Here is a 23,334-nt window from a genome sequence, read left to right as displayed (position 1 = left end):
CAGTAGCTCTTCGCACCCCGGAGCGCGGGGAAGCCCCGCTCGGGCCGGGTCCCCGCACAACGGCGTGCGACGGACCCGGCCCTTCGGCACGTCCGGCAGCGCGGTCAGCCGGTGAACGGCCGCCCGCAGCCCTTCGAGACCGTCCCCGCTCACTCCCCGCTCACTCCCCGCTCACTCCCCGCTCACTCCCTGCTCACCGGGCGCCGCCCTCCGCCGTCCGGTCGGTGTCCAGGTCGCCTTCGAGGACCGTCCGGCTGATCAGCGGGCGGTCCCACAGGGACAGGAGTTCGTTGGCGAGGGCGATGATCTGCGGCGGGTGGTGTTCGCCCCGCACCTCGATGTGGGCCGCCAGCAGACCCCGGGGGACGGCGCCCGCGTCGAGCAGGACCCGCCACTCCTCGGGGCCGAGGCGCAGGTACTCCAGCCGCGTCAGCCCGGCGATCTCCAGCGGGTCGGCGAGCGTGCCCGGGTAGGCGTCGAGGGTCCGCAGCCGCGGGAGTCCGGCGACCGGGGCGAGGCTGCGCGGCTCGCCCTCCCGGCCGCCGAGCACGAGCACCTCCAACTCGGGACGGGCGGCAGCCGACACGTCGTCGTTGAGGATGTCCAGCCGGGCGACCACCGGCGGTCCGTCCCAGTCGCGGCCCGCGTTCCACTCCGCCCGGCCGTTCACCACCATGTCGGTGAGGGACTCGGCGAGCAGTCCGGCGCCGATGCTGTCCCCGTGGCCGATCATCACGACCTGCCCGGTGTGCCCGCCCGGCCCCGGGGTCAGGTCGAGGGCGAGCCGGTCGCCGCCGCCGTTGTCGCCGAAGGCGATCCAGCCGGGCGAGCCGACGAGGCCCTGCACGGCGGCGTCCGGTGCGGTGACGACGGCGTCCGTGGCGGCGAACTGCCACAGGCTCGGGCGGGAGCGCGCGTCCGCGACGTACAGCTGGTCCAGGGGGAGCAGCTCACAGCCGACGGCGTCGATGACGCGCTCCTGAGCCGCGTAGTCGCCGCGCCAGTCCTGCCACCGGGCCCGGATCACGCGGTAGAGCGCCTTGAGCTCGTCGGGCAGCGTGACACCGAGGCGCGCCTCGGCCTCGGCGATCTCCGCCTCGGTCGCACCGACGGCCTCGGGGAGCCGCTCGCGCAGGGTCCGCTCCAGCAGCGCCGGGTCCGCCGACGGGGCCGGGACCGCCCCCGGCACCGCTTCGGGCAGCCGCCGCCAGGGCTCGGGGACCGCCCCCTCGACCAGCACCAGGGTCCCGACGAAGGGGCTGACGAGGCCGGGCTCCACGGCGGGGCCGGAGTCGACGACCTGGAGCGCGGTCCTCCCGTCCACGAGCGTCTCGACCATGAACGACACGGAGTCCGTGCCGTGGGCCCTCAGGGCGGCCTGGATCGCCTCCACGGCGGTGAACTCGTCCTGCATGTCCTCCACCAGCGACGCGCGCCCGGGCGCGGGGTGCGGCCGCCGCACGGGCACGCTCCACCCGCCGAGACCGATCTGCCCCATGACGTGGCCCCCGGGCCCGGCGAGCCGCTCCGGGTGGGACGCCCGCACCAGCCGCAGCAACGGCTCCCAGGTCGCGAAGTCGTGTATCGAGGACAACGGCGCTCTCCGTCCGCTCGCTCGGTGCGCCGGCCGGCCGCCGGGCCGCCGACGCCCCTGATCACCTTGACGCGGGGCGAGCATAGGCGCGGCCGCCGACAACGCCCCGGCGGGCGACGGGCATGCGCCGCTCCGCGCGCGGGAGGGACGGAGGGTGTGTGGCACCCGGTCCGCGCGTCGCTGCGGGTGCGCGCGGACCGGGGCCGTTCGAGGGCCCGGGAGGGCTCAGTGGGACGCGAGCGGGCGCGGCTCCAGGGCCGCGGAGTGCGCGTCCATGCGCTCGGCGGTCAGGATCGCGACCGCCGTGTCGGCGCGGGAGGCCGCGACCACCAGGGCGCGGGCCGCGAGGGTGTGCGCCCGCCCGTGCAGAGCCGCCGGACGCGGCTCCTGGCGGCCGGCGGCGACCTGCAGCCGGACCGGCGCCCGACCTCCCCGCAGCCGGGTCACCTGCTCGGCGAGCCGCTCGGCGGCGGCGTCCAGGCCGGTGTCCAGGCCGGTGTCGGGGGCCAGCGCGCGCAGCTCGTCGGTGACGGCGAGCAGCGCCGCGAGGTGGCCGGCGAGCTGGATGTCCAGCTCCTCGTCCCGGGACCGGCGGGGGAAGTCCGTGGGGCCGGCCATCGTGCTGTGGACCGACTTGCTGCGGATCGGCTCGTACATGGATGGCCTCCTGTGTGCTTCAGGAAGCCATCCTACATTAGATTCAATCTAAAGTTGACGGCGTTCGGGTCTAAAGGGTCTAAAGTTGACGGTGTTCGGGATACCCGGGGTGCACTCAGTGCTGCCCGTACCCGTCCAGGAAGTTCCCGATCCGGCCCACCGCCTCGCGCAGGTCCACCGCCGTCGGCAGGGTCACCACCCGGAAGTGATCGGGCTCGGGCCAGTTGAAGCCGGTGCCCTGGACGACCATGATCTTCTCCTGGCGCAGCAGGTCCAGGACCATCCGCCGGTCGTCCTTGATCTTGAAGACCTTGGGGTCGAGCCGCGGGAAGAGATACAGCGCGCCCTTCGGCTTCACACAGGTCACGCCGGGAATGCTGGTCAGCGCCTCGTGGGCGGCGTCCCGCTGCTCGCGCAGCCGCCCGCCGGGCAGCACCAGCTCGTTGATGGTCTGCCGCCCGCTGAGCGCCGCGACCACGCCGTGCTGGCCCGGCATGTTGGCGCACAGGCGCATGTTCGCCAGGATCGTCAGGCCCTCGATGTAGGACTCGGCGTGCGCGCGCGGCCCGGAGATCGACATCCAGCCGACCCGGTAACCGGCCACCCGGTACGCCTTCGACATGCCGTTGAAGGTGAGGGTGAGCAGGTCGGGGGCGATCGCGGCGGTCGGGGTGTGGGTGGCGTCGTCGTAGAGGATCTTGTCGTAGATCTCGTCGGAGCAGACCAGCAGGTTGTGTCGGCGCGCGATGTCCGTCAGCCCGCGCAGCATCGCGTCGTCGTAGACCGCGCCCGTCGGGTTGTTCGGGTTGATGATCACCAGCGCCTTGGTGCGGTCGGTGATCTTCCGCTCCACGTCGGCGAGGTCGGGCATCCAGTCGGACTGCTCGTCGCAGCGGTAGTGCACCGCCGTACCGCCGGACAGTGAGACGGCGGCCGTCCACAGCGGGTAGTCCGGGGCCGGGACGAGGACCTCGTCGCCGTCGTCGAGCAGGCCCTGCATCGCCATCACGATCAGCTCGGAGACGCCGTTGCCGATGAAGACGTGCTCGACGTCCGTTTCGATGCCGAGGGTCTGGTTGTGCATGACGACCGCCCGGCGCGCCGCCAGCAGGCCCTTCGCGTCGCCGTAGCCGTGCGCCGTGGAGACGTTGCGGAGGATGTCCTCAAGGATCTCCGGCGGGCACTCGAAGCCGAAGGCGGCCGGATTGCCGGTGTTCAGCTTCAGGATGCGGTGTCCGGCCGCCTCCAGCCGCATCGCCTCCTCGAGCACCGGGCCCCGGATCTCGTAACAGACGTTGGCGAGCTTGGTCGACTGGATCACCTGCATGTCCGCGAGCTTACGACCCGGTTACGACCCATGGGCCGTGTTTTCCACCACGTGAGACGCCCCCGTCCGGGTGGTCGCGGCCGCCGGTGACGGTGCCCGGTGGGCCGGTTCCCGCCAACTGGCGGCCGGTTACCGGCCCTTGTCCGCACCCCTCTCCGTCATGAGAATGCTCATGACAATACGGTGCCGTCCGGACGACCTCCGGCCGGTGCCCTCCATAGAGGGGACCCCCACATGAACAAGCCTCTCCTTGCCGCGCTCGCCACCCTGGCCGTCACCGGCGTCGGCGTGGCACCGGCGGCCGCGTCACCCGCGTCACCCGCGTCACCCGCGTCACCCGCGGCTCCCGCGTCACCCGCGGCTCCCGCCACCCGCGCCGTGTCCTTCGCCGGCACCGTCGCGCTCAGCAACTGCTCCGGCTCGGTCGTGCGCCTGCCCGCCTCCGAGGACGACGACCCGGCGCTGGTCATGTCCAACGGCCACTGCCTGGAGACCGGCTTCCCGGCGGCCGGCGAAGTCGTCGTGGACCAGCCCTCCAGCCGCACCTTCGGGCTGCTCAACGCCTCCGGCAGCCGCGTCGGCACCCTGCGGGCCGGCAAGATCGCCTACGCGACGATGACCGACACGGACGTCTCGCTCTACCAGCTCACCAGCACGTACGCCCAGATCCGCGGCTCCTACGGGATCAGCCCGCTCACCCTCGACGACAGCCGTCCCGCGGCGGGCACCGCGATCACCGTCGTCTCCGGCTACTGGAAGCGCACCTACGCCTGCGACGTCGACGGGTTCGCGTACCGCCTGAAGGAGGGGGAGTGGACCTGGAAGGACTCGGTCCGCTACACCTCCGCCTGCCAGACCATCGGCGGCACCTCCGGATCGCCCGTGGTCGACAACGCCACCGGCGAGGTCGTCGCCGTCAACAACACGGGCAACGAGGACGGCGGACGCTGCACCGACAACAATCCCTGCGAGGTCGCCGAGGACGGCACCGTCACGGTCCGCGAGGGCATCAACTACGGCCAGCAGACCTACCGGATCCCCGGCTGCTTCGGCCTCGACAACAAGCTCGACCTCTCGCGCAGCGGCTGCGCCCTGCCCAAGCCCTGACGACGGGGCCCCGGGCCGGTCCGGCGGGCCCTGCCGGACCGGCCCGGGATCAGCGCGGAACCCGGCGCACCGACCGTCCGGCCAGTACGTCGGTGCGCCGCCCGTCCTCCATCACGAAACGCCCGTCGACCAGCACGTACGGGATGCCGGTAGGCAGCACCCGCGGCTCCTCGAACGAGCTGCCCGCGGCCACCGTCGCCGGGTCGAAGAGCACCAGGTCGGCCCGGTACCCCTCGCGGACCAGTCCCCGGTCCGGCAGCCGCAGCCGGGCCGCAGCGCGCGAGGTGAGGTGGGCGACGCACTCCTCCAGCGGGAGTACGCCCAGCTCGCGCACGTAGTGACCCAGGTAGTGCGGGAAGGTGCCGTAGGCGCGCGGGTGCGGCTTGGCGCCCTGGAGGATGCCGTCCGAGCCGCCGGTGTGGACCCGGTGCCGCATGATCGCGCGCACGTTCTCCTCGTGGCCGACGTGCTGGAGGACGGTCGGCGCCAGCCGGTCGGCGAGCAGCAGGTGCCGGGCGACCGTCCACGGGCTCTCGCCGCGCAGCCGCGCCGACTCCAGCACCGTACGGCCGACGTACTCGGCGAGCGCCGGGTCGCCCGTGCCGGAGATCTCGATCGTCTCCCACTCCATGGGCACGCCGTGGGAGCCGTCGGAGCCGATCTCCTCCATGTGGTGCCGGATCCGCTCGGCGGTGTCGTCGTCCGCCAGCCGCTTCAGGATCTGCTCCGGGCCGCCCTCGCTCGCCCAGCTCGGCAGCAGCGCCACGAGGGTGGTGCAGCCGGGGGTGTAGGGGTAGGTGTCGAGGGTGATGTCGGCGCCGCCCGCGAGTGCCTCGTCGAGCAGGGTCAGCAGCTCGGGCGCCTTGCCCTTGTTCACGCCGAAGTTCATGGTGGCGTGCGCCAGGTGCAGCGGGCAGCCCGCCTCCCGGGTCAGCTCCACCATCTCCTCGTACGCCTTCAGGGCCCCCGCCCCGTACGAGCGGTGGTGCGGGCAGTAGTAGCCGCCGTACTGGGCGACCACCCGGCACAGCTCGGTCAGCTCGGCGTCCTTGGCGTACATGCCGGGCGTGTAGGTCAGCCCCGACGACAGGCCGACCGCGCCCTGCTCCAGGCCCTCGGCGACCAGGCGCCGCATGTGCTCCAGCTCCGCCTCGGTCGCCTCCCGGTCGTCCCAGCCGACGGCGAGGGCGCGCACCGTGCCCTGCGGGATCAGGTACGCGGCGTTCACGGCGATGCCGCGGTCGAGCCGGTCCAGGTACTCGCCGACCGACCGCCAGTCGAAGTCGACGTCGTCCCCGTGGCCGTTCCACCCGGCGATCGCCCGGCGCACCTCGCCGAGGGTGCGGTCGTCGACCGGCGCGTACGACAGCCCGTCCTGGCCGATGACCTCCAGGGTGACGCCCTGGGCGGCCTTGGCGCTGTGGTCCGGGTCCCGCAGCAGCGCCAGGTCGCTGTGGGCGTGCATGTCGATGAAGCCGGGGGACAGGACCAGACCCTCGGCGTCCAGCTCCCGGCGCGCCTTGGGGCGCTGGCAGCCGGCGGCCGCCGCCTCCTTGACGATCGAGACGATCCGGCCGCCGTCGACCACGACGTCGGCGCGGTAGGAGGCGCCGCCGGAGCCGTCCACGACGTCGGCGTCCCTGATGACCAGCTCTTCCATGCCTGACTCCTCCTGGTTCCTCTGCCTGGATCCGGTGCGTGGATCCTCTACCCGGTCCTCTAGAAGAACGTGCGGATGTAGTCGACGACCGTCCCGTCCGCCTGCGCGAGAGGGATGAGCTGCCACTTGTCGAAGGAGGTGCACGGGTGGGACAGGCCGGTCCCGAGCCAGTCACCGACCTCCAGCTCCGCCTCCCCGGTCGTACGCACCCACGCGTGCTGGTCGGACAGACCGGTCACCTCGATGCCGGTCGCCGGGCGCTCCGGGCCGCCGTCCGCCGGGCGCACCACCTGGGCGAAGGGCAGGTGGAGGTCGTACGCCGCGTCCCGCTTGCCCGCGTTGGTGAACGCCTGCTCGGGGGAGGGGCGGGAGACGACCTGGCTCCACAGCCGGAAGGCGGGCTCCAGGGCGCCTTCCGCGGGGACCCGGTTGAAGGGGGTCAGCTCGCGGTAGTGGCCGTCGTCGTGGGAGACGTACGCGCCCGAGCGCAGCAGCTTCAGGACGGGCAGCGAGAGGCCGGGGACCTCGGCGAACACGTCGGCGACCGCGTCGAACCAGGCGCTGCCGCCCGCGCTCAGCACGATCTCGTCGAGGCCTCTCCCGGCGAACCGCCCGGCCTTGTCGAAGTCGGCGGCCAGCGCGACCAGCCGCCGCAGCCACGCGTGCACGCGCTCCGGGTCGGCGTCCGGCACCTCGCCCTCGTACCCGGCGACACCGGCCAGCCGCAGCGTCCGGGTGCCGGCCACCGCGTCGGCGACCGCCGCGCACCCGGCCTCGGTGCGCACACCGGTCCGGGCGCCCTCACCGGCGCCCAGCTCGACCACGACGTCCACCGGACGGCGGGCCCCGGCCCCGGACAGGGCCGCGTCCATCAGCTCGACGCCGCGCACGGAGTCGGCGTAGCAGACGAAGCGGAAGCCGGGGTCGGCGTCCAGCTCGGCCGAGATCCAGCGCAGGGCGGCGGCGTCGACCAGTTCGTTGGCCAGGAAGACCCGCTGGATACCGAACGCCCGCGCCACCCGTACCTGGTGCGGCACGGCGAGGGTGATGCCCCAGGCGCCGTGCTCGATCTGGCGGTGGAAGAGCTGCGGCGCCATGGAGGTCTTGCCGTGCGGCGCGAAGGCGAGGCCGTGCCGGGCGGAGTACGTCTCCATGAGCTTCAGGTTGTGCTCCAGGCGCTCGGCGGACAGCGCGAGCACGGGGGTGGTGAAACCGCCGGTGAAGAGGTTGCGGCGCTGCCCGGCCAGCTCGGCGAGGGTCAGGCCGTACGCGTCCGGCGGGAGGCCCTTGAAGCGGTGGTCGACCCGCTCCCCGGCCAGCTCGGCGAGGGCATCGCGGCCGCCTGCGGGGCCGTTGTCGAGGGCCATGGAGTCTCCCTGATCTGATTCGTTGCAAATCCTGCAACGATCGTTGCGTATATCGCTTACTGCTGTCTAACATCTCGGCGAACGCGGGGTCAACGGAGCCGCCGCCCGCGAGACGCGAAGAGGAGCCAGGACCATCGTGACCGTTGACGGACCCCGCAGCACCGCCCCCGACGTCGTGGACGTCGTCGCGCTCGGCGAGTCCATGGTCACCTTCCTGCCCTCCCGGCCCGGGCGCCTCGCCGACGTCCCCTCCTTCGACCGCGCCATAGGCGGCGCCGAGTCCAACGTGGCCTGCGTGCTCGCCGCCGCCGGACACTCCGCCCGCTGGGTCGGCCGGGCCGGCGCAGACGGCTTCGGCGACCACCTCGTCGAGGCGATCGGCGCGTACGGCGTCGACGTCCGCGCCGTGCGCCGCGACCCCGCCCGCCCCACCGGCGTCTACTTCCGCACCGCGGGCGACCGCGCCACCGACGCGCACGAGGTGGCCTACTACCGGGCGGGCTCGGCCGCCTCCGCGATGTCCGTGGACACCATGGACCTCGACGCGATCCGCTCCGGCCGCGTCCTGCACCTGTCCGGCATCACCCCCGCCCTCTCCGCCGACTGCCTCGGCCTGACGCGCGAGCTGACCGCCCGCCGCCCCGGCCGGCCCCTCGTCTCCTTCGACGTCAACCACCGCCCGGGCCTGTGGCGCGACGCCCGGCACGGACACGGCCCCGAGGTGCTCCTGGAACTGGCCCGCGGCGCCGACCTCGTCTTCGTCGGCGACGACGAGGCACGCGACGCCTGGGGTCTCGACGGACCCGAGGCCGTCCGCGCCGCGCTGCCCGAGCCGGAACTGCTCGTCGTCAAACAGGGCGCGAGCGGCGCCACCGCCTTCCACGGCACCGACGCCACCTCCGTGCCCGCCCTGCACGTCGACGTCGTCGCCGCCGTCGGCGCGGGCGACGCCTTCGCCGCCGGGTTCCTCTCCGCCACCCTGCGCGAGAAGCCCGTACGCGAGCGCCTGCGCCACGGCCACCTCTGGGCCGCCGCCGCCCTCACCGCCCCCGCCGACCTCGCCGCACCCCCCGCCCGCGGCCACGCCGACCGCCTCGTCGCCCTCGACGACGCAGCGTGGGGGAGACTGCGACTCGGCCCCGGCTGGACACACGCCGCGGAAGGGGCCGAGGAGGAGGTACGTACGCCATGAGTCAGACCGTCGACCGCGCGCTCAGCATCCTGCCGCTGCTCGCCGAGGGCCCCGCCGACCTGGGCCGGGTCGCCGAGCGCCTGGGCGTGCACAAGTCCACGGCCCTGCGGCTGCTGCGCACCCTCCACGAGCACGGCTTCGTCTACCGGCAGTCCGACCAGCGCTACCGCCTCGGCGCCCGGCTCATCTCCCTCGCCCAGGAGGCGATGGAGAACCTCGACGTCCGCGAGATCGCCCACCCCCACCTCGTACGCCTCAACGAACAGGTCGGGCACACCGTCCACCTCGCCGTGCACGAGGAGGACGAGGTCCTCTACATCGACAAGGTCGAGAGCCGCTACCCGGTCCGCATGTACTCCCGGATCGGCAAGCCCGTCGCGATCACCGTCGCGGCCGTCGCCAAGCTGCTGCTCGCCGACCTCCCCGAGAACGAGCGCCGGGCCGTGGCCGAGCAGCTCGACTACCCCATGTACACGGCCCGTTCGACACCGAACGCGGACGGGTTCCTCAAGGAACTCGCCAAGGTGCGCGAACAGGGCTGGGCCACCGACCTCGGTGGCCACGAGGAGTCCATCAACTGCGTCGCCGCGCCCATCCGGGGCGCCGACGGCCGGGTGGTCGCCGCCATGTCGGTCTCCGCGCCGAACGTGGTCGTCACCGCCGACGAACTCCTCACCCTGCTCCCGCTGGTGCGCCGTACGGCGGACGCCATCAGCGGCGAGTACTCCGGCAGGACCCCAGTCAAGGAAGTCACCGCATGACCGACAAGATCGCTCTCGTCCCCGCGACCCACACCGTCCCCCCGGCGAAGTTCAGCCACGGCGTGAAGAAGGGCAACATCCTCCAGGTCGCCGGCCAGGTCGGCTTCCTCCCCCACGAGGAGGGCAAGGCCCCCACCCCGGCCGGCCCGACCCTGCGCGAGCAGACCCTCCAGACCCTCGCCAACGTCAAGGCGATCCTGGAGGAGGGCGGCGCCTCCTGGGACGACGTGATGATGCTCCGCGTCTACCTCACGGACGTGGACCACTTCGCCGAGATGAACCAGATCTACAACGCCTACTTCGAGGAGCAGGGCCTCACCCAGCCGCCCGCCGCGCGCACGACCGTCTACGTCGGTCTGCCCGCCGGCCTCCTCATCGAGATCGACGCGCTCGCCGTCCTCGGCTGACGGTCCCTCCGCGCCGCCTGTCTGATCGCCTGTCTGACCGCCTGTCTGTGAACGGCACGGCGTCCCCCTCCCCTCGGGGGCGCCGTGCCGCGCTCCTCCCTGCCCGAAAGCACCATGTACTTACCCAGAGGACCCCCGTATGTCCTACGCGTCCCTCCCTCTTGCCGCCGCCTCCGAGGCCCCACCCCACACCGGCGGTCTGCTCACCCTGATCGACGGCACGGCGGGTCTGCTGACCATCGCCGCCCTCGGCATCGCACTGCTGCTCTTCCTCATCATCAAGGTGCGGCTGCAGCCCTTCGTCGCGCTGCTCGCCGTCTCCATAGCCGTCGGCCTGCTCGCCGGCCTGTCGGTCACCGAACTCTTCGGCACCGTCCAGAAGTCGGACGCCGTCTCGACCATCGAGTCCGGCATGGGCGGCATCCTCGGCCACGTCGCCATCATCATCGGCCTGGGCACCATGCTCGGCGCGATCCTCGAAGTCAGCGGCGGCGCCCAGGTGCTGGCCTCCCGCCTCCTCGGCCTCTTCGGGGAGAAGCGCGCCCCGCTCGCCATGGGCCTCACCGGCCTGATCTTCGGCATCCCGGTCTTCTTCGACGTGGGCATCTTCGTCCTCGCGCCCATCGTCTACGCCGCCGCCAAGCGCTCCGGCAAGTCGATCCTGCTCTACTGCCTGCCGCTGCTGGCCGGCCTGTCCATGACCCACGCCTTCCTGCCGCCGCACCCCGGCCCGGTGGCCGCCGCCGGACTGCTGAACGTGAAGCTCGGCTGGATCATCCTCATGGGCATCGTCTGCGGCATCCCCGCCGTCCTCGCCGCCTGGGTGTTCTCCGCCTGGATCGGCCGCCGCATCTTCGTGCCCGTGCCGCAGGACATGGTCGAGGCGTCCGAGGAGGCCAAGCAGGCCGTCATCGAGGAGCAGCGCAAGGCCGGCGTCGCGCCGACCGAGACCCCGGTCGCGCTCGGCACCGTCCTCGGCATCATCGGCACCCCGCTGATCCTGATCCTCGCCGCGACCTTCTCCTCCATCGCCCTCGACCCGTCCACCCTCCGCTCGGTGATCGAGTTCTTCGGCAACCCGTTCGTCGCCCTGACCATCGCCCTGCTCCTCGCCTACTACCTGCTCGGCATCCGTCGCGGCTGGCCCCGCAAGTCCCTGGAGACCGTCTCGACGGCCTCGCTGAAGCCGGTCGGCAACATCCTGCTGGTGGTCGGCGCGGGCGGTGTCTTCGGCGCCGTCCTCAAGGCCAGCGGCGTCGCTCAGGCACTCTCCGACACCTTCAACGACGTCGGCCTGCCGGTGATCGTCCTCGCCTACCTGATCTCCGTGGTGCTGCGGGTCGCGCAGGGCTCGGCGACGGTGGCCATCGTGACGACGGCGGGCATCGTGGCGCCGCTGCTGGCCGAGGGCGACCACTCGCAGGCGTTCGTCGCGCTGGTCATCATGGCCATCTCGGCGGGCTCCATCTTCGCCTCGCACGTCAACGACGGCGGCTTCTGGATGGTCGCCAAGTACTTCGGCATCAGCGAGCGGGACACGCTCAAGACGTGGACCGTGCTGGAGAGCGTGCTGTCGGTCGCCGGGTTCGTGGTGGCCGCGGTGGTGAGCCTGTTCGTGTAGGCGTCTGATAACGAAGTTGGGGCTGGCTGTGCCCGACACAGGATCGTCCACCATACTGCCCGCGTGGAGCAGCGCAGAGGATCGACGAGCCAGCCCCTGGAAGGCGCCGGATTCGACCCGGCATTCATCCCCGGGCTCACCGCCCCCGTGTCCGGTGAGCCCGAGGACGTGAGACGCGACGAGGCGGAGAAGGACGCCGACGCGGAGACCGCGGAGCCCTCGGCCGCCGGCGAATCGCCCACCGCGGACACCGCGGTCGCCGAGGACGTCGAGGACGCCCGGGAACCGGAGGACGAGGCCCCCGTGGACGGCCCCGTCTTCGAGGCCGCCGACCGCCGCGCCAAGATCGTCGCCGACCACAAGGGCGTACGTCTCTCCCTCGACGACCAGGGCTGTGAGTTCCGCTGGGACGAGGTCGGGGCGGTCGAGACGGAGACCGGCCGCTTCGGCAAGCGGTTCACGGTCACGGTGCACACGCCGGACCGCCGCTGGTACCCGATCGAGATCGAGGCCGCCTCCCGAAGCCGTTTCACCGAGTGGGAATCGGCCCTGGACGAGGTCCTGGACGCGTATTTCGAGGACGGCGAGGCGGAGTCCGCAACCGAGGTGGAGTCCGAAACCGAAGCGGAATCCGAAGAGACGGCGGACACGGCAGAGACTTCGGACACGGCGGAGAAGGGCGCCGAGAAGGGCGCCGAGGAGGGCGCCGAGGAGGCCAAGGCCCGCGCGGAGTAAGCGTTTCGGGTGAAGATCCGTGCACGCCCTCTTGTGGCGCCGGCGGCCATGGGCTTTCTTGACCCCCATGGCGGACACCACGGGCAACACCTCAGACGCAGGCGTATCGGTCGGGGCCGACCAGGCCCCCCGTAAGTCCAGTTGGCGCTACATCGGCCCGGGGATCGTCGTCGCCGCGACCGGTGTGGGCGCCGGCGACCTCGTGGCCACCCTCATCGCGGGCAGCAACTTCGGCTACACCCTGCTGTGGGCGGCGGTCATCGGCTGCCTCGTGAAGATCTCCCTCGCCGAGGCGTGCGGCCGCTGGCACCTGGCCACCGGCCGCACCCTCTTCGACGGCTGGGCCAGCATCGGCCCCTGGACCACGTGGTTCTTCGCGATCTACGCGGTGATCTGGGGCTTCGTCTACGGTGCCGCGGCGATGTCGTCCAGCGCCCTCCCCCTCCAGGCCCTCTTCCCGGACATCATGGACCTCGAATGGTGGGGCATCGCCTGCGGCCTGGTGGGCCTGGTCTTCGTCTGGTTCAACAAGTACAACGTCTTCGAGAAGGTCATGACGGTCCTGGTGGGCGTCATGTTCGTGGTGACGGTGTACCTGGCGATCCGCGTCACGCCCAACCTGGGCGACGCCTTCGCCGGACTCCTCCCGGTCCTCCCGGACGAGAAGGACTCGGTCCTCAACACGCTGGGCCTGATCGGCGGCGTGGGCGGCACCATCACGCTGGCCGCGTACGGCTACTGGGTCAACGCCAAGGGCTGGACCAACACGGGCTGGATGAAGGTCATGCGGCTGGACAACCGGGTCGCCTACGCCACGACCGGCATCTTCGTCGTCGCGATGCTCTTCGTCGGCGCCGAACTGCTGCACTCGGCCAACATCGCGATCGCGAGCGGCGACAAGGGCCTGATCCAGCTCGGCGACATCCTGGAGGACCAGTACGGCACGACGACCGGCAAGCTCTTCCTGATCGGCTTCTTCGCCACCAGCTTCACCTCGCTGATCGGCGTCTGGCACGGCGTGAGCCTGATGTTCGCCGACTTCCTGGCCCGCCGGCGCGGCGAGCGCGAGGCGCGGGGCGACGAGTTGGCCTCGGGCCGCCGCGAACGCTCCTGGGCCTTCCGCGCCTACCTGCTGTGGCTCACCTTCCCGCCGATGATCCTGCTCTTCCAGGACGAGCCCTTCCGCCTGATCATCATCTACGGCGTCCTGGGCGCCGCCTTCATGCCCTTCCTCGCCCTCACCCTGATGTGGCTCCTCAACTCCTCCCGCACACCCCGCGAATGGCGCAACGGCAGCCTCAGCAACGGCATGCTCGCCGTGGCCGGGCTGCTGTTCCTCGTCCTGTGCGTGAAGCAGATCTGGGACCAGCCGTGGTCGGAGTTCTTCTAGGTTCCGGAACCGGCGGGCACGGACGCCTTGCCCGGACGGCTGCCCCTGCGTACCTGTCCCGTTCGGGTCGGCGCGAGGTAGACGTGGTCAGTTGCTCGTCGGGATCGGAAGGATCAGAACTCCATGCGTGTGCGCGAACAGGAGGAGAACCTGTCGGGGCCGAAGCCGGACACGGCGCGGGGCCGCGGCAACCCCGGTCTCGTCCGGCCGCTCGAGACCAGCGGGCAGTTGTCGCCCGACGGCATGTCCGCCCTGCAGCGAAGTGTCGGAAACCGGGCTGCGACCCAGGTGGTGCACCGTTCAACGGTGCAACGTGCCCCATCCTCGGAGCAGGACGTGGACGACCTCAAGAAGAGGCTCGGGGCCAGGAACACCTACGCGGGCCACGCCTTCGCCCAGGGAAGGCTCTTCTTCGACCGCTTCGCGGGCAAGAGCAAGGAGTTCGCCTCCCTGAGCGTGCCCTCGTCCGACGGCCAGAACATCTACTACCGGGGGATGACCGAGGAGGAGTTCACGAAGTTCGCGGCGAGCGGCCGGATGGAGGAACGGGACAAGGGCTATCAGGGACTCTCACCCACCCGTGACTATGCGGACAAGTACGTCGGCATGCCGGGATACCTCGTCCGGTTCGAGCTGAGCAGCAGTGCGAGGGCCGCCCAGGTGTCGATCGACGAGGACATCTTCGAGTACACCGGCGTCACCCAGAAGCCGGAGTCGGGTGTGATGTCCTACGGGCTGGCGAAGACGGCGCACTTCGCCCAGTGGGTCCAGCAGAACGCCAACAACCAGAAATGGGAGTGGGCGAAGCCGGGCGACGCGGTCAAGTACTTCAACGCCTGGCTGGACACCAAAATGATCACCTGGCGGCTGGTCAAGTGCAACGTGCCCCGCTGACCAGCCGCGCGGCCGGGCCCTGCGCCCGCGAGCGGTCACCGCGCTAACGCACCCCGCCCCACCTCTCGCTGAGCGCGAGCACCCGCAGCTCCTCCATGGTCAGTGCCGGGGCGTCGCGGGTGGCGTCCTTGTTCTGGTCGCCGGTGTTGAAGGCGCTGATCACCACGCGGAAGCCCTCCGGCCCGGGGCGCAGCGTGTCCACCGTCCACATCACCACGCCCGAACCGGCCTTCTCGCCGGGCCCCTGCCGGGTGACGAGGCGGGTGCCGTCGGGCAGGATCTCCCCGCCGGCGTACAACTGCCCGGCGTCGTCGGCCATCCCGTACTGCACGTTGATCTGGACGAGGCTGCGGCCCCGCCCGTCGTCCACGACGACGTAGGCGTACTCGGACTCCTGCCCGCCGCGCGCGACGACGTCCAGCTTGTCGGGGAGCAGCGCGGCGAGCGTGTCGCCGACCGACTTCCCGGAGACCTCGGGCCGCTCGGTGCGGGGCGCGGCCGACCGCGGCGGCTTCGGGCTCTTGGGAATGGCGTCGACGACCTCGCGCCACACCCCGGCGGTGACCAGCGTCCGCAGCCGCTCCGGCGGCAGGGGAGGCGTGTCACGACTGACCGGCGCGTCCTTCTCCGCGGGGGAGTTCCACTCGGAGACGCTGACGTGCTGTCCCTCGGCGGTGACGAGGTCGGCGGTCCAGAGCTTGGTGTCCACGCGCAGGTCCGGGTACTCGTAGCCCTGGTACAACCTGAGCGTCGAGCCGTCGGGGAGCCGGTCGGAGGTGCAGTCGTCGTACGGGGTGACGTTGTGGTCGGGACACGCCGTGAGCTGCCGCGCCTGGGCGCTCCCCGGCTCCACCCGTGCGAAGCCCATGCCGATGGCGGCGGCCCCGGCCCCGTCGTCGTACACGAGGTGCGCGGCCGGGCCCAGCTGGTGGTCCGAGCCCCGGGCCCACTCCTCGCCGTACGTCCCCCGAGGCAGCAGGCCCTTGAGCTCGCGCAGCAGGTCGTCGCCGGTGACGACGGTCGCGGCGGCGGTCGCGGTGCCGTTCGGGGTGTCGGCGGGGGCGGCACTGGTCCGGTCGCGGCCGGCCGGGTCGTCCGCCGGGAGGACGAGCACCCCGCCCACCCCGGCGAGGGCGACCCCGGCCACCCCGCCCACCACGGCCGTCCGGCGCCGCAGCAGGGCCCGCCGCCCCCGGACCCGCCCGGCGGAGACGAGGGCCGTGCGATCGGCCTGGAAGTCGTCACCCGCGTCGCGCAGGGCGGCGGACAGACGGTCCTCGAAGGGGTCGGGACGATCGGTTTCGAGCATGGCGAACCACCCTTTCCACTAGTGAGTCTGAGATGAGCTGTCGACAGCGGCGGACAGGCGGCGGGCCGGACGGGAGCCGCCTAGGGTCTGGCGTACTCCGAGAGGTCCTCGCCCAGCAGCTCCCGCAGCCGGCCGAGCGCCCGCGAGCACCGGGTGCGCACCGCCGCCGAACTGACGCCGAGCACGTCGGCGGTCTGCTCGACCGAGCGGTCGTCCCAGTACCGCAGGACGACGACGGCCCGGTCCTTGGCGGGCAGCCGCGCGAGCGCGTCCAGCAGCGTCAGCCGCAGGGACGCGTCCCCGTCACCGGCGCCGGGCAGATCGGGGAACACGTCGGTCGCCCGCTCCCCGCTGCTGCGCCGCCGCTGATGGGCGAGGAAGGCGCGGGTGAGCACGGTCTGCGCGTAGGCGGCCGGGTTCTCCGCCCGCGACACCCGCCCCCACCGCACGTAGAGCCGCCCGAAGGTCTCCTGCACGAGATCCTCGGCCAGATGCGTGTCCCCGGCGGTGAGCAGACACGCGGACCGGTACAGGTGCCCGGCCCGCGCCACCGCGAACTCGGCGTACTCGTCCGCCCGCCCCTGCCTCATCCGTCCGCTCCCCCGAAGTCCCCGCCGCCGTGTACCGCCTTCACCTCATTGATGCGGTGGACCCCGGGAAATGTTTCATACGGACTTCACAGCAGGATTCACAGCAGGTGGTCGGCCTTCCCCGCCTTGATGTCGAGGATCATCCGCCGCAGCGCCTCCCGGCTGTCGGTGAGGGGCGCGTCCTCCGCACCGGCTATGGCGACGTAGGCGTTGCCGGTGGCATCGGTGCCGAGGCGGAAGCAGGAGTTTCCCTCGCCGCAGAAGGGTGCTTCCCAGGTGATGTCGCTCATCGGGCGTCTCCTCAGAGGTCGTTGGCGATCGCGTGGACGAAGCCGCGTGATGCCTCTGACGAGAGGGCGATGCGCTCCATCCAGTCCAAATGGGCACGGTACTTCGCCAACTGGGCCTCGGCGTGCAGGAAATCAGGCCCGTGCGAGCTGTCGACCTGCACGGTGTCGAGCTGGGTCACAGGCCCCTCCGCGTACAGCACCGTCTGCCCGGCGCCGGGGAAGGCTCCGGCGGCGAAGGGGATCACCAGGAGCGTCACGTTGTCCTGCTCCGTCCTCTCCAGGACGTGGCGCAGCTGTGCCTTGGCCACCTCCCGCCCACCGAACTGCATGCGGAGCGCGGCCTCGTGCACGATGGCCACGAACGGCGTTGCTTCCGCCCCGTCCAGCACGCTTTGCCGCTCGACCCGATGAGCCATGCGCAGAGCGACCTCGTGCTCGGGCAACTGCGGGATGACGACCCGGAAGACAGCCATCGCGTGGTCGGACGTCTGGAGCAGCCCAGGCATGTGCATCGAGTAGGCGGCCCGCATGCGGGCGGAGTGCGCCTCCAATTCCGCGATGTCCAGCATCCCCTGGGGCAGCGACCCCCGGTACTTCTCCCACCAGCCCCGCCGACCGGCTGCGGCCATGCTGACCAAGGCCTCGACGTACTCCGCGTCTGCACAGTCGCAGTTGCAGGCCAGGGTGCGGACCCGCTCCGGGCTGACGGCTCGTACCCCCGACTCGATGTGCGAGATCGTGCCCCGGTCAACCCCGAGCAGCCCCGCGGCAGACTCGGCGGACATGCCCGCCGACGTGCGCATGCGACGAACCTCGATCCCCAGCCGCTTCTGACGTGCTGTGGCTGATGTCCTCGCTCCCATGTGCCGCTCCCTCCACCTCGTCGTGGGCAAGTCTGCCGTCGGCACACGCAAGGCTCCACGATCGAGCGCATTTTTTACTGACGAGTGCCAAATGTGGCACCAACCGCGATACGTTCGGTGAGGGAAACGCTACACACGGCGTTCGGCAGTGCATCGCGCAAGCCTGCCCGCGCGACGGAGCCACCGACCGCCCACCCGCCCGACGAAGGAGTCGCCATGCCCACAACCCGTTGCCCCGCCGCCCCCACCTACCCGGCGGACCCGACGCCCCCCATCCCCGAAACCCTGGCCTACAGCCTCACGCTCCCCGCCGCACTGGCCAGCGCAGCGCTCGCGCGGGCGACGACCCGGGAGGTCCTGCGCGCCCACGGCCTGACGGACATGCTGGACCCGGCGCTGCAGGCGGTCGGCGAACTGGCAGCGGTGGCCTGCCAGTTCACCGAATCCCAGAACTACTACCTGACCCTCCGCTACCGCTTCCGCACCCTCCGCCTGATCGCCTACGACAGCCATCCCCGCCACACCAGCCCGCACCTGGCCACCGCCTGCGACACCCGACGCCGCGCGGCCCTCCGCGTCCTGGCCTGCGTCTGCCGCGCCTGCGACGGCACATGGGGCTTCGGCGAGGCGAGGGAACCGGGTGGCGGCACCCGCATGTGGGCGACCCTGCCGAGGGCGAGCGCGGCGGCGTACGGGGCGCCTTGAGGACGTAGGTCACAGTCGGACTTTGCCGTCCCTTGGCTCCGCCCATACCTCCCGTAGAACCGCTCTCACTACCGTCGTCGCGTTGGCAGGCGCACAGGGTGAATCACGGGGGAGGGCCGGCATGGCGGACCTGGCGAAAGAGGCGGCGTCGCTGCACAAGGCGGCGTCGGGGCTGCGGGCGGTGGGACACCACACGGCGAAGCCGTTGCAGGAGTTCGAGTCCGCATCGCAGGATCTGTCCGCCCTCGGCGCCCTGGGGTCGCTCCTCGGCGCGAAGGGCGACATCGAGGAGGGCATGACCACGCTCGTGAAGCTGACGAAGCAGCTGGACGAGGAGTGGGAGACGGAGGCGAAGTTCATGGGTGACGTCTGTGACGCCTTCGACCTGCTCGAGGTGCTGCTGACGGCTGCGGCGCGGGCGAAGAAGGGCTGAGCGGGGCGTGGTCGACCTCAACCCGCTGCACTACGTCAACAAGTTCAACCACATGTTCGGCGACACGGTCGCCGACGGCTTGGAGTTCCTGGGCATCACCGACCCGGCGGTGGACCCGGACGGCATCCGGGAACTCGCCAAGAGGTGGCGTGCGCTGGCCAAGGGCCTGGACGACGCGGCCGAGGCGGCGCGCAAGTCGCTGGCGGACGTGGAGTGGGAGGGCAAGGCGGCCAAGGCCCTCCACAAGCGGGCCAAGTCGGCTCGCAAGCAGGCCACGGAGATGGCCGACTCCCTCCGCGAGGGCGCGAAGGCGCTGGACGACTTCGCGGACAAGGCGCACGAACTGCTCTCGGAGATCGGCGTCATCCTGGCGGAGATCGCCGAACTGGAACTGGCGGGGCTCGCCCTGTCCGTGCTGACCGGCGGCACGTCGGCGGTCGTGTCGACGCTGATGGCCGGCTCGCGGGCCGCGAAGGTGGTCGCGCTGGTCGCCCGGATCGAGCAGGAGGGCACCGTCCTGGCGTCCGCGATCCGCGGGGTGATGGAGGTCATCCGGGCGGTCGAGCGGGCACTGAAGACGCTGAAGGAGATCCGCGGGGTCGCGGCGGCCGGGAAGATGGCGAAGGAGGGCATGAAGTTCTCCGCCTTCGACACGCTCCTGCGCGACCCGGAAGCCTTCAAGGACCCGCAGAAACTCGCCGGCCTCCTCACCGAGGGCGCCCTGCTGGGCGTCGGCTTCGGCGCCCTGGGCAAGGCCCTCGGCAAGGGCCTGAAGGCCCTCAAGCCCGCCGACCTGGCCAAGCTCAGCAAGGGCCTGAAGCTGAACTGCGCGACGTTCGAGCGGCTGAGACTCAATCCAGGTTTCAACAAGCTGCCCGCCTCGATCCGCAACGAGATCAAGAAGTTCGTACGCGACCCCATCGACGTCGCTACGGGCGAGATGGTGCTGACCCGCACCGACGTGTCGCTGCCGGGAGTGCTGCCCCTGATCCTGCTGCGGACGCATCTCTCCTCGTACCGCTGGGGCGGCTGGTTCGGGCCGTCATGGGCTTCTACCTTGGACCAGCGTGTACAGGCCGACGACGAAGGCTTCGTCTATGCGGCCCCTGACGGTGCCCGCCTCTGCTTCCCGCTCCCCGACCCGGAGACGGGTGAAGCGGTGAGCCCCGTAACCCCAGGCTCCCGGCTGTCCCTGTCGTGGGACGACGAGACGGACGGCGCCGTACGCATCACGGACCCCGAAACCGGCTTCGCGTACGTCTTCAACGGACCGATCGCCGTCGCCGGGGACGAAGCAGTCGACCTTCCCGTGCAGCACGTGACGGATCGCAGCGGCAACCGCATCACGGTTGTCTACGAGGAAGCCGACCGCCCCGCTGCGCTGGTCCACTCGGGCGGCTACCGCATAGCCCTGGACCACCACCCGGCCTACTCGCGTATCACCGGCCTGCGCCTCCTCGATCCCGAGATCCCGGACGGCCCGGGCGTCACTCTCGTCACCTTCGGCTACGACGAAACGGGCCGCTTGACCGAGGAGATCAACTCCTCAGGTTCGGCGATGCGCTACACCTACGACTCCGAAGGCCGTGTCACCTCCTGGACCGATCGCAACGCCACCTCGTACCGGTACACGTACGACGAACGGGGGCGCGTGGCGGCAACCGGCGGCACCGGAGACTTCCTCGCTTCGGCCCTCGCCTACGACGACCGCACACGCACCACCCGAGTGACCGATTCCCTCGGTCACATGCGGATCTACGAGCACAGCGAGGCGCTGCGCCTGCTCCGCGAGACCGACCCCCTGGGCAACGTCACGACTCAGGAGTGGGACGAGGACCTGCAACTCACCGCCGTCACGGATCCCCTGGGAGCCGAGAGACGGTATGTGTACGACGAGCGAGGCAACGTCACGCGTGTGATACGCCCCGACGGGGCGGAGCTGTACTCCGAGTACGACGCCCATGGCCTGCCCACGGTTGTCACGGGTCCTGACGGCGTCGCCTGGCATCAGGCGTACAACGAACGTGGTGACCGCGTCTCTGTGACAGACCCGCTGGGAGCCACCACCCGCTTCAGCTACAACTCCGCGGGCCACCTGACGTCCGTCACCGATGCCCTTGGACACCGCACCCATGTTCGGTGCAACGACGCCGGACTGCCCGTCGAGATTGTCGATCCTCTCGGTGGAAGCAGCCACTACACCCGGGACATCTTCGGTCGTCTGAGTGCATTCACCGACCCCCTCGGCAACGTGACTCGTCAGGAATGGACTTCAGAGGGCAACCTCAGTCGACGTGTGCTGGCCGACGGATCCGACGAACGCTGGGAGTATGACGCCGAGGGCAACTGCAAGAGCCACCGGAGCGCCACTGGAGCGCTCACCCGGTTCGAGTACGGACAGTTCGATCTGATGACCGTCCGCACGGGGCCGGACGGCGCACGTCACGTCTTCGACTACGACACCGAGCTGCGCCTCATAGAGGTCACCAACCCGCAGGGACAATGCTGGAATTACGTCCACGACGCGGCCGGTCGACTCGCGAGCGAATCCGACTTCGACGGTCGTGTCGTCTCGTATGCGCACGACAGCGCCGGCCGGGTCGCCGCCACTACCAACGCGCTGGGGCAGACGACTCGATTCGAACGCGACAGCAGCGGCCTTGTCACTCGGAAAGCAGCCCTCGACCGGAGCACCGACTACACCTATACGCGGACAGGACGTGTCGCCACCGCGGTGACGGCGGACTCCGCCATGGCCTTCACCTACGACCCCGCGGGGAACCTGCTGTCCGAAACGGCCGACGGCCGAACCACTGGATATGAATACGATGTGTTGGGGCGCCGCACGAAGCGTGTCACTCCCACGGGAGCCGTCAGCAAGTGGAGCTACGACCCGGCGGGGCGACGTACCGAACTGATCACCGGCGACGGGCACACGATCCGGTTCGCCTACGATGCGGCGGGCCGTGAGCTGAGCCGTCTCATCGGCGGCTCCGCAGTGTCCCACTCCTTCGACGCGTTGGGGCGCCGCACGAGTCAGTCCGTGCTGGACGCGACGGGCGAAACCGTTCAGAGCAGGGGGTACACCTACCGGGCGGACGGTTGTCTGACCCGCGTCGACGATCGGCTGACCGGTGTCAAGGACTTCGCCCTCGACGTGGTCGGCCGCGTCACGGGCGTACGAGCCGAGGACTGGTCCGAGCGTTATGCGTACGACGAGGCCGGCAACCAGACCGATGCCTCGTGGCCTGCCGTGCACGCCGGTCACGAGGCCACCGGATCCCGCAGTTACGCCGGCACACGGATCACCCGTGCCGGGAACATCCGATACGAGCACGACAGTGCCGGCCGCATCACGCTACGACAGAAGGTCCGGCTGTCCCGCAAACCGGACACCTGGCGCTACGAGTGGGACACCGAGGACCGTTTGGTCTCGGTGACCACACCGGACGGCACCAAGTGGCGCTATCACTACGACGCGCTGGGGCGCCGTGTGGCCAAACTGCGGCTGGACACCGACGGAGTCGGTGTCGTCGAGCGGACGGAGTTCACCTGGGACGGAGCCGTCCTCTGTGAAGAGACCACTGTGACGACGCTGCTGCCCCGACCGGTCACCGTCACATGGGATCACCAGGGACTGCACCCCATCGCCCAGAGCGAGCGACTCGGTGCCGACGCGGTCTCCCAGGAAGAGATCGACTCCCGCTTCTTCGCCATGGTCACGGACCTTGTCGGTACGCCGACCGAGCTACTGGACGACTCAGGGGCCGTTTCCTGGCGCACACGCGCCACGGTGTGGGGCAAAACGGCCTGGGCCGCCGACAGCACGGCATACACGCCGCTCAGGTTTCCGGGCCAGTACTTCGATCCGGAGACGGGGCTCCACCACAACTACCACCGGATGTACGACCCGGAAACCGGGCGCTACCTCACTCCGGACCCGCTCGGCCTGGCACCGGATCCCAACCCGTCCACTTACGTTCACAATCCGCACTCGTGGGCCGACCCGCTCGGTCTGGCCCCGCGGTGCGACGACGCGGTCCCCGGGTTCCGCAAGCAGACCGACCATCCACTGAGCAAACGGATACATGTCGGTGAGGACGGCAAGGTCACCATCACCGGCAAGGGCGCGCTCTACGTCAATCTGAGCGGCGACATCGGGCATACTGTTCGATTCCGTGGGGAAGGTGGTCAGATCGTCGAGTTCCAGATATCGGCCGAGTTCCGCGAAAAGATCAGACGCACCGCTGTGCCCCAGGAGGAGCCTGGTCTTGGATTCAGCAAGGCTGAATGGAAGCAGATGAAGCGGATTTGTCCGGAGATCTCGGATCCCACCATGGGGGACGACTTGTACGGCATTCCCAGCGGGATGCTCAATGAGTTCAGGGAAGAAGTGGCAAAGTATCCGGGTAGGGTTGTTCAGGAAGGTTAG

Annotated in this window: 20 protein-coding genes; 11 read left to right on the top strand and 9 right to left on the bottom strand. The window is 70.7% G+C overall.

The features are described 5' to 3' along the window. Window positions 1-193 precede the first annotated feature (193 nt). The 3 genes from ACFV9J_RS23210 to ACFV9J_RS23200 all read right to left on the bottom strand — a co-directional run bounded on the left by ACFV9J_RS23210 (window position 194) and on the right by ACFV9J_RS23200 (window position 3,578). Complete coding sequence (locus ACFV9J_RS23210; protein WP_385356790.1) at window positions 194-1,594, bottom strand: SMI1/KNR4 family protein; 1,401 nt, start codon at window positions 1,592-1,594, stop codon at window positions 194-196. 225 nt (window positions 1,595-1,819) lie between these two features. Then, the gene (locus tag ACFV9J_RS23205) at window positions 1,820-2,251 is read right to left on the bottom strand and encodes a hypothetical protein (protein WP_385356789.1); all 432 of its coding nucleotides are present in this window, start codon (window positions 2,249-2,251) and stop codon (window positions 1,820-1,822) included. 115 nt (window positions 2,252-2,366) lie between these two features. Continuing rightward, the gene (locus ACFV9J_RS23200) at window positions 2,367-3,578 is read right to left on the bottom strand and encodes a pyridoxal phosphate-dependent aminotransferase (RefSeq protein WP_385356788.1); all 1,212 of its coding nucleotides are present in this window, start codon (window positions 3,576-3,578) and stop codon (window positions 2,367-2,369) included. Window positions 3,579-3,812: 234 nt separating this feature from the next. Between ACFV9J_RS23200 and ACFV9J_RS23195 the strand changes: the two genes are divergently transcribed. Next, the gene (locus ACFV9J_RS23195; protein WP_385356787.1) at window positions 3,813-4,685 is read left to right on the top strand and encodes a serine protease; all 873 of its coding nucleotides are present in this window, start codon (window positions 3,813-3,815) and stop codon (window positions 4,683-4,685) included. A gap of 49 nt (window positions 4,686-4,734) precedes the next feature. Here ACFV9J_RS23195 and ACFV9J_RS23190 read toward each other — a convergent pair whose 3' ends face one another. After that, entirely contained in the window at window positions 4,735-6,345 is a 1,611-nt protein-coding gene (locus tag ACFV9J_RS23190) for an amidohydrolase family protein (RefSeq protein ID WP_385356786.1), read from the bottom strand. A 59-nt stretch (window positions 6,346-6,404) separates the two neighbouring features. Further along, a complete protein-coding gene (locus tag ACFV9J_RS23185) occupies window positions 6,405-7,712 on the bottom strand; it encodes an amino acid deaminase (protein ID WP_385356785.1) in 1,308 nt (435 codons plus the stop codon). A gap of 136 nt (window positions 7,713-7,848) precedes the next feature. On the opposite strand from ACFV9J_RS23185, the gene ACFV9J_RS23180 reads away from it, so the two are divergent. The 7 genes from ACFV9J_RS23180 to ACFV9J_RS23150 all read left to right on the top strand — a co-directional run bounded on the left by ACFV9J_RS23180 (window position 7,849) and on the right by ACFV9J_RS23150 (window position 14,712). Continuing rightward, complete coding sequence (locus ACFV9J_RS23180; protein ID WP_385356784.1) at window positions 7,849-8,904, top strand: sugar kinase; 1,056 nt, start codon at window positions 7,849-7,851, stop codon at window positions 8,902-8,904. Then, entirely contained in the window at window positions 8,901-9,665 is a 765-nt protein-coding gene (locus tag ACFV9J_RS23175; RefSeq protein WP_385356783.1) for an IclR family transcriptional regulator, read from the top strand. Before ACFV9J_RS23180 ends, ACFV9J_RS23175 begins: the two co-directional genes overlap by 4 nt. Next, entirely contained in the window at window positions 9,662-10,072 is a 411-nt protein-coding gene (locus ACFV9J_RS23170) for a RidA family protein (protein WP_271320100.1), read from the top strand. The genes ACFV9J_RS23175 and ACFV9J_RS23170 overlap by 4 nt, the downstream gene beginning before the upstream one ends. Before the next feature lie 139 nt (window positions 10,073-10,211). After that, on the top strand, window positions 10,212-11,693 hold the full coding sequence (locus tag ACFV9J_RS23165; protein WP_385356781.1) for a GntP family permease: 1,482 nt from the start codon (window positions 10,212-10,214) through the stop codon (window positions 11,691-11,693). A gap of 63 nt (window positions 11,694-11,756) precedes the next feature. Continuing rightward, window positions 11,757-12,428, top strand: a complete 672-nt coding sequence (locus ACFV9J_RS23160; RefSeq protein WP_385356779.1) for a hypothetical protein — start codon at window positions 11,757-11,759, stop codon at window positions 12,426-12,428. A gap of 67 nt (window positions 12,429-12,495) precedes the next feature. Then, the gene (locus ACFV9J_RS23155) at window positions 12,496-13,818 is read left to right on the top strand and encodes an Nramp family divalent metal transporter (protein ID WP_385356778.1); all 1,323 of its coding nucleotides are present in this window, start codon (window positions 12,496-12,498) and stop codon (window positions 13,816-13,818) included. Between the two features lie 306 nt (window positions 13,819-14,124). Next, window positions 14,125-14,712: a hypothetical protein gene (locus ACFV9J_RS23150; RefSeq protein WP_385356776.1), complete on the top strand. Its 588-nt coding sequence runs from the start codon at window positions 14,125-14,127 to the stop codon at window positions 14,710-14,712. Window positions 14,713-14,755: 43 nt separating this feature from the next. Here the strand turns inward: ACFV9J_RS23150 and ACFV9J_RS23145 are convergent, their stop codons facing one another. The 4 genes from ACFV9J_RS23145 to ACFV9J_RS23130 all read right to left on the bottom strand — a co-directional run bounded on the left by ACFV9J_RS23145 (window position 14,756) and on the right by ACFV9J_RS23130 (window position 17,764). After that, on the bottom strand, window positions 14,756-16,021 hold the full coding sequence (locus tag ACFV9J_RS23145; RefSeq protein WP_385356774.1) for a hypothetical protein: 1,266 nt from the start codon (window positions 16,019-16,021) through the stop codon (window positions 14,756-14,758). Between the two features lie 80 nt (window positions 16,022-16,101). Continuing rightward, window positions 16,102-16,611, bottom strand: coding sequence for a SigE family RNA polymerase sigma factor (locus tag ACFV9J_RS23140; protein WP_003973981.1), 510 nt, complete (start codon window positions 16,609-16,611; stop codon window positions 16,102-16,104). Between the two features lie 98 nt (window positions 16,612-16,709). After that, the gene (locus ACFV9J_RS23135) at window positions 16,710-16,901 is read right to left on the bottom strand and encodes a hypothetical protein (protein WP_385356773.1); all 192 of its coding nucleotides are present in this window, start codon (window positions 16,899-16,901) and stop codon (window positions 16,710-16,712) included. A gap of 11 nt (window positions 16,902-16,912) precedes the next feature. Continuing rightward, complete coding sequence (locus ACFV9J_RS23130; RefSeq protein WP_385356772.1) at window positions 16,913-17,764, bottom strand: helix-turn-helix domain-containing protein; 852 nt, start codon at window positions 17,762-17,764, stop codon at window positions 16,913-16,915. A gap of 216 nt (window positions 17,765-17,980) precedes the next feature. Here ACFV9J_RS23130 and ACFV9J_RS23125 point away from each other — a divergent pair, with 216 nt between their 5' ends. The 3 genes from ACFV9J_RS23125 to ACFV9J_RS23115 all read left to right on the top strand — a co-directional run bounded on the left by ACFV9J_RS23125 (window position 17,981) and on the right by ACFV9J_RS23115 (window position 23,334). After that, window positions 17,981-18,469 (top strand): ATP-binding protein, encoded by a 489-nt coding sequence (locus ACFV9J_RS23125; RefSeq protein WP_385356770.1) that lies wholly within the window; start codon window positions 17,981-17,983, stop codon window positions 18,467-18,469. A gap of 121 nt (window positions 18,470-18,590) precedes the next feature. Next, window positions 18,591-18,902, top strand: a complete 312-nt coding sequence (locus ACFV9J_RS23120; protein WP_385356769.1) for a hypothetical protein — start codon at window positions 18,591-18,593, stop codon at window positions 18,900-18,902. 7 nt (window positions 18,903-18,909) lie between these two features. Continuing rightward, window positions 18,910-23,334 carry an RHS repeat-associated core domain-containing protein gene (locus ACFV9J_RS23115; protein WP_385356768.1) on the top strand — a complete coding sequence of 1,475 codons (4,425 nt, stop codon included), beginning with the start codon at window positions 18,910-18,912 and terminating at the stop codon, window positions 23,332-23,334.

Source organism: Streptomyces sp. NPDC059906, assembly GCF_042730645.1.
GTDB lineage: Bacteria > Actinomycetota > Actinomycetes > Streptomycetales > Streptomycetaceae > Streptomyces > Streptomyces rubrogriseus.
This window is presented reverse-complemented; position numbering and strand designations above follow the sequence as displayed.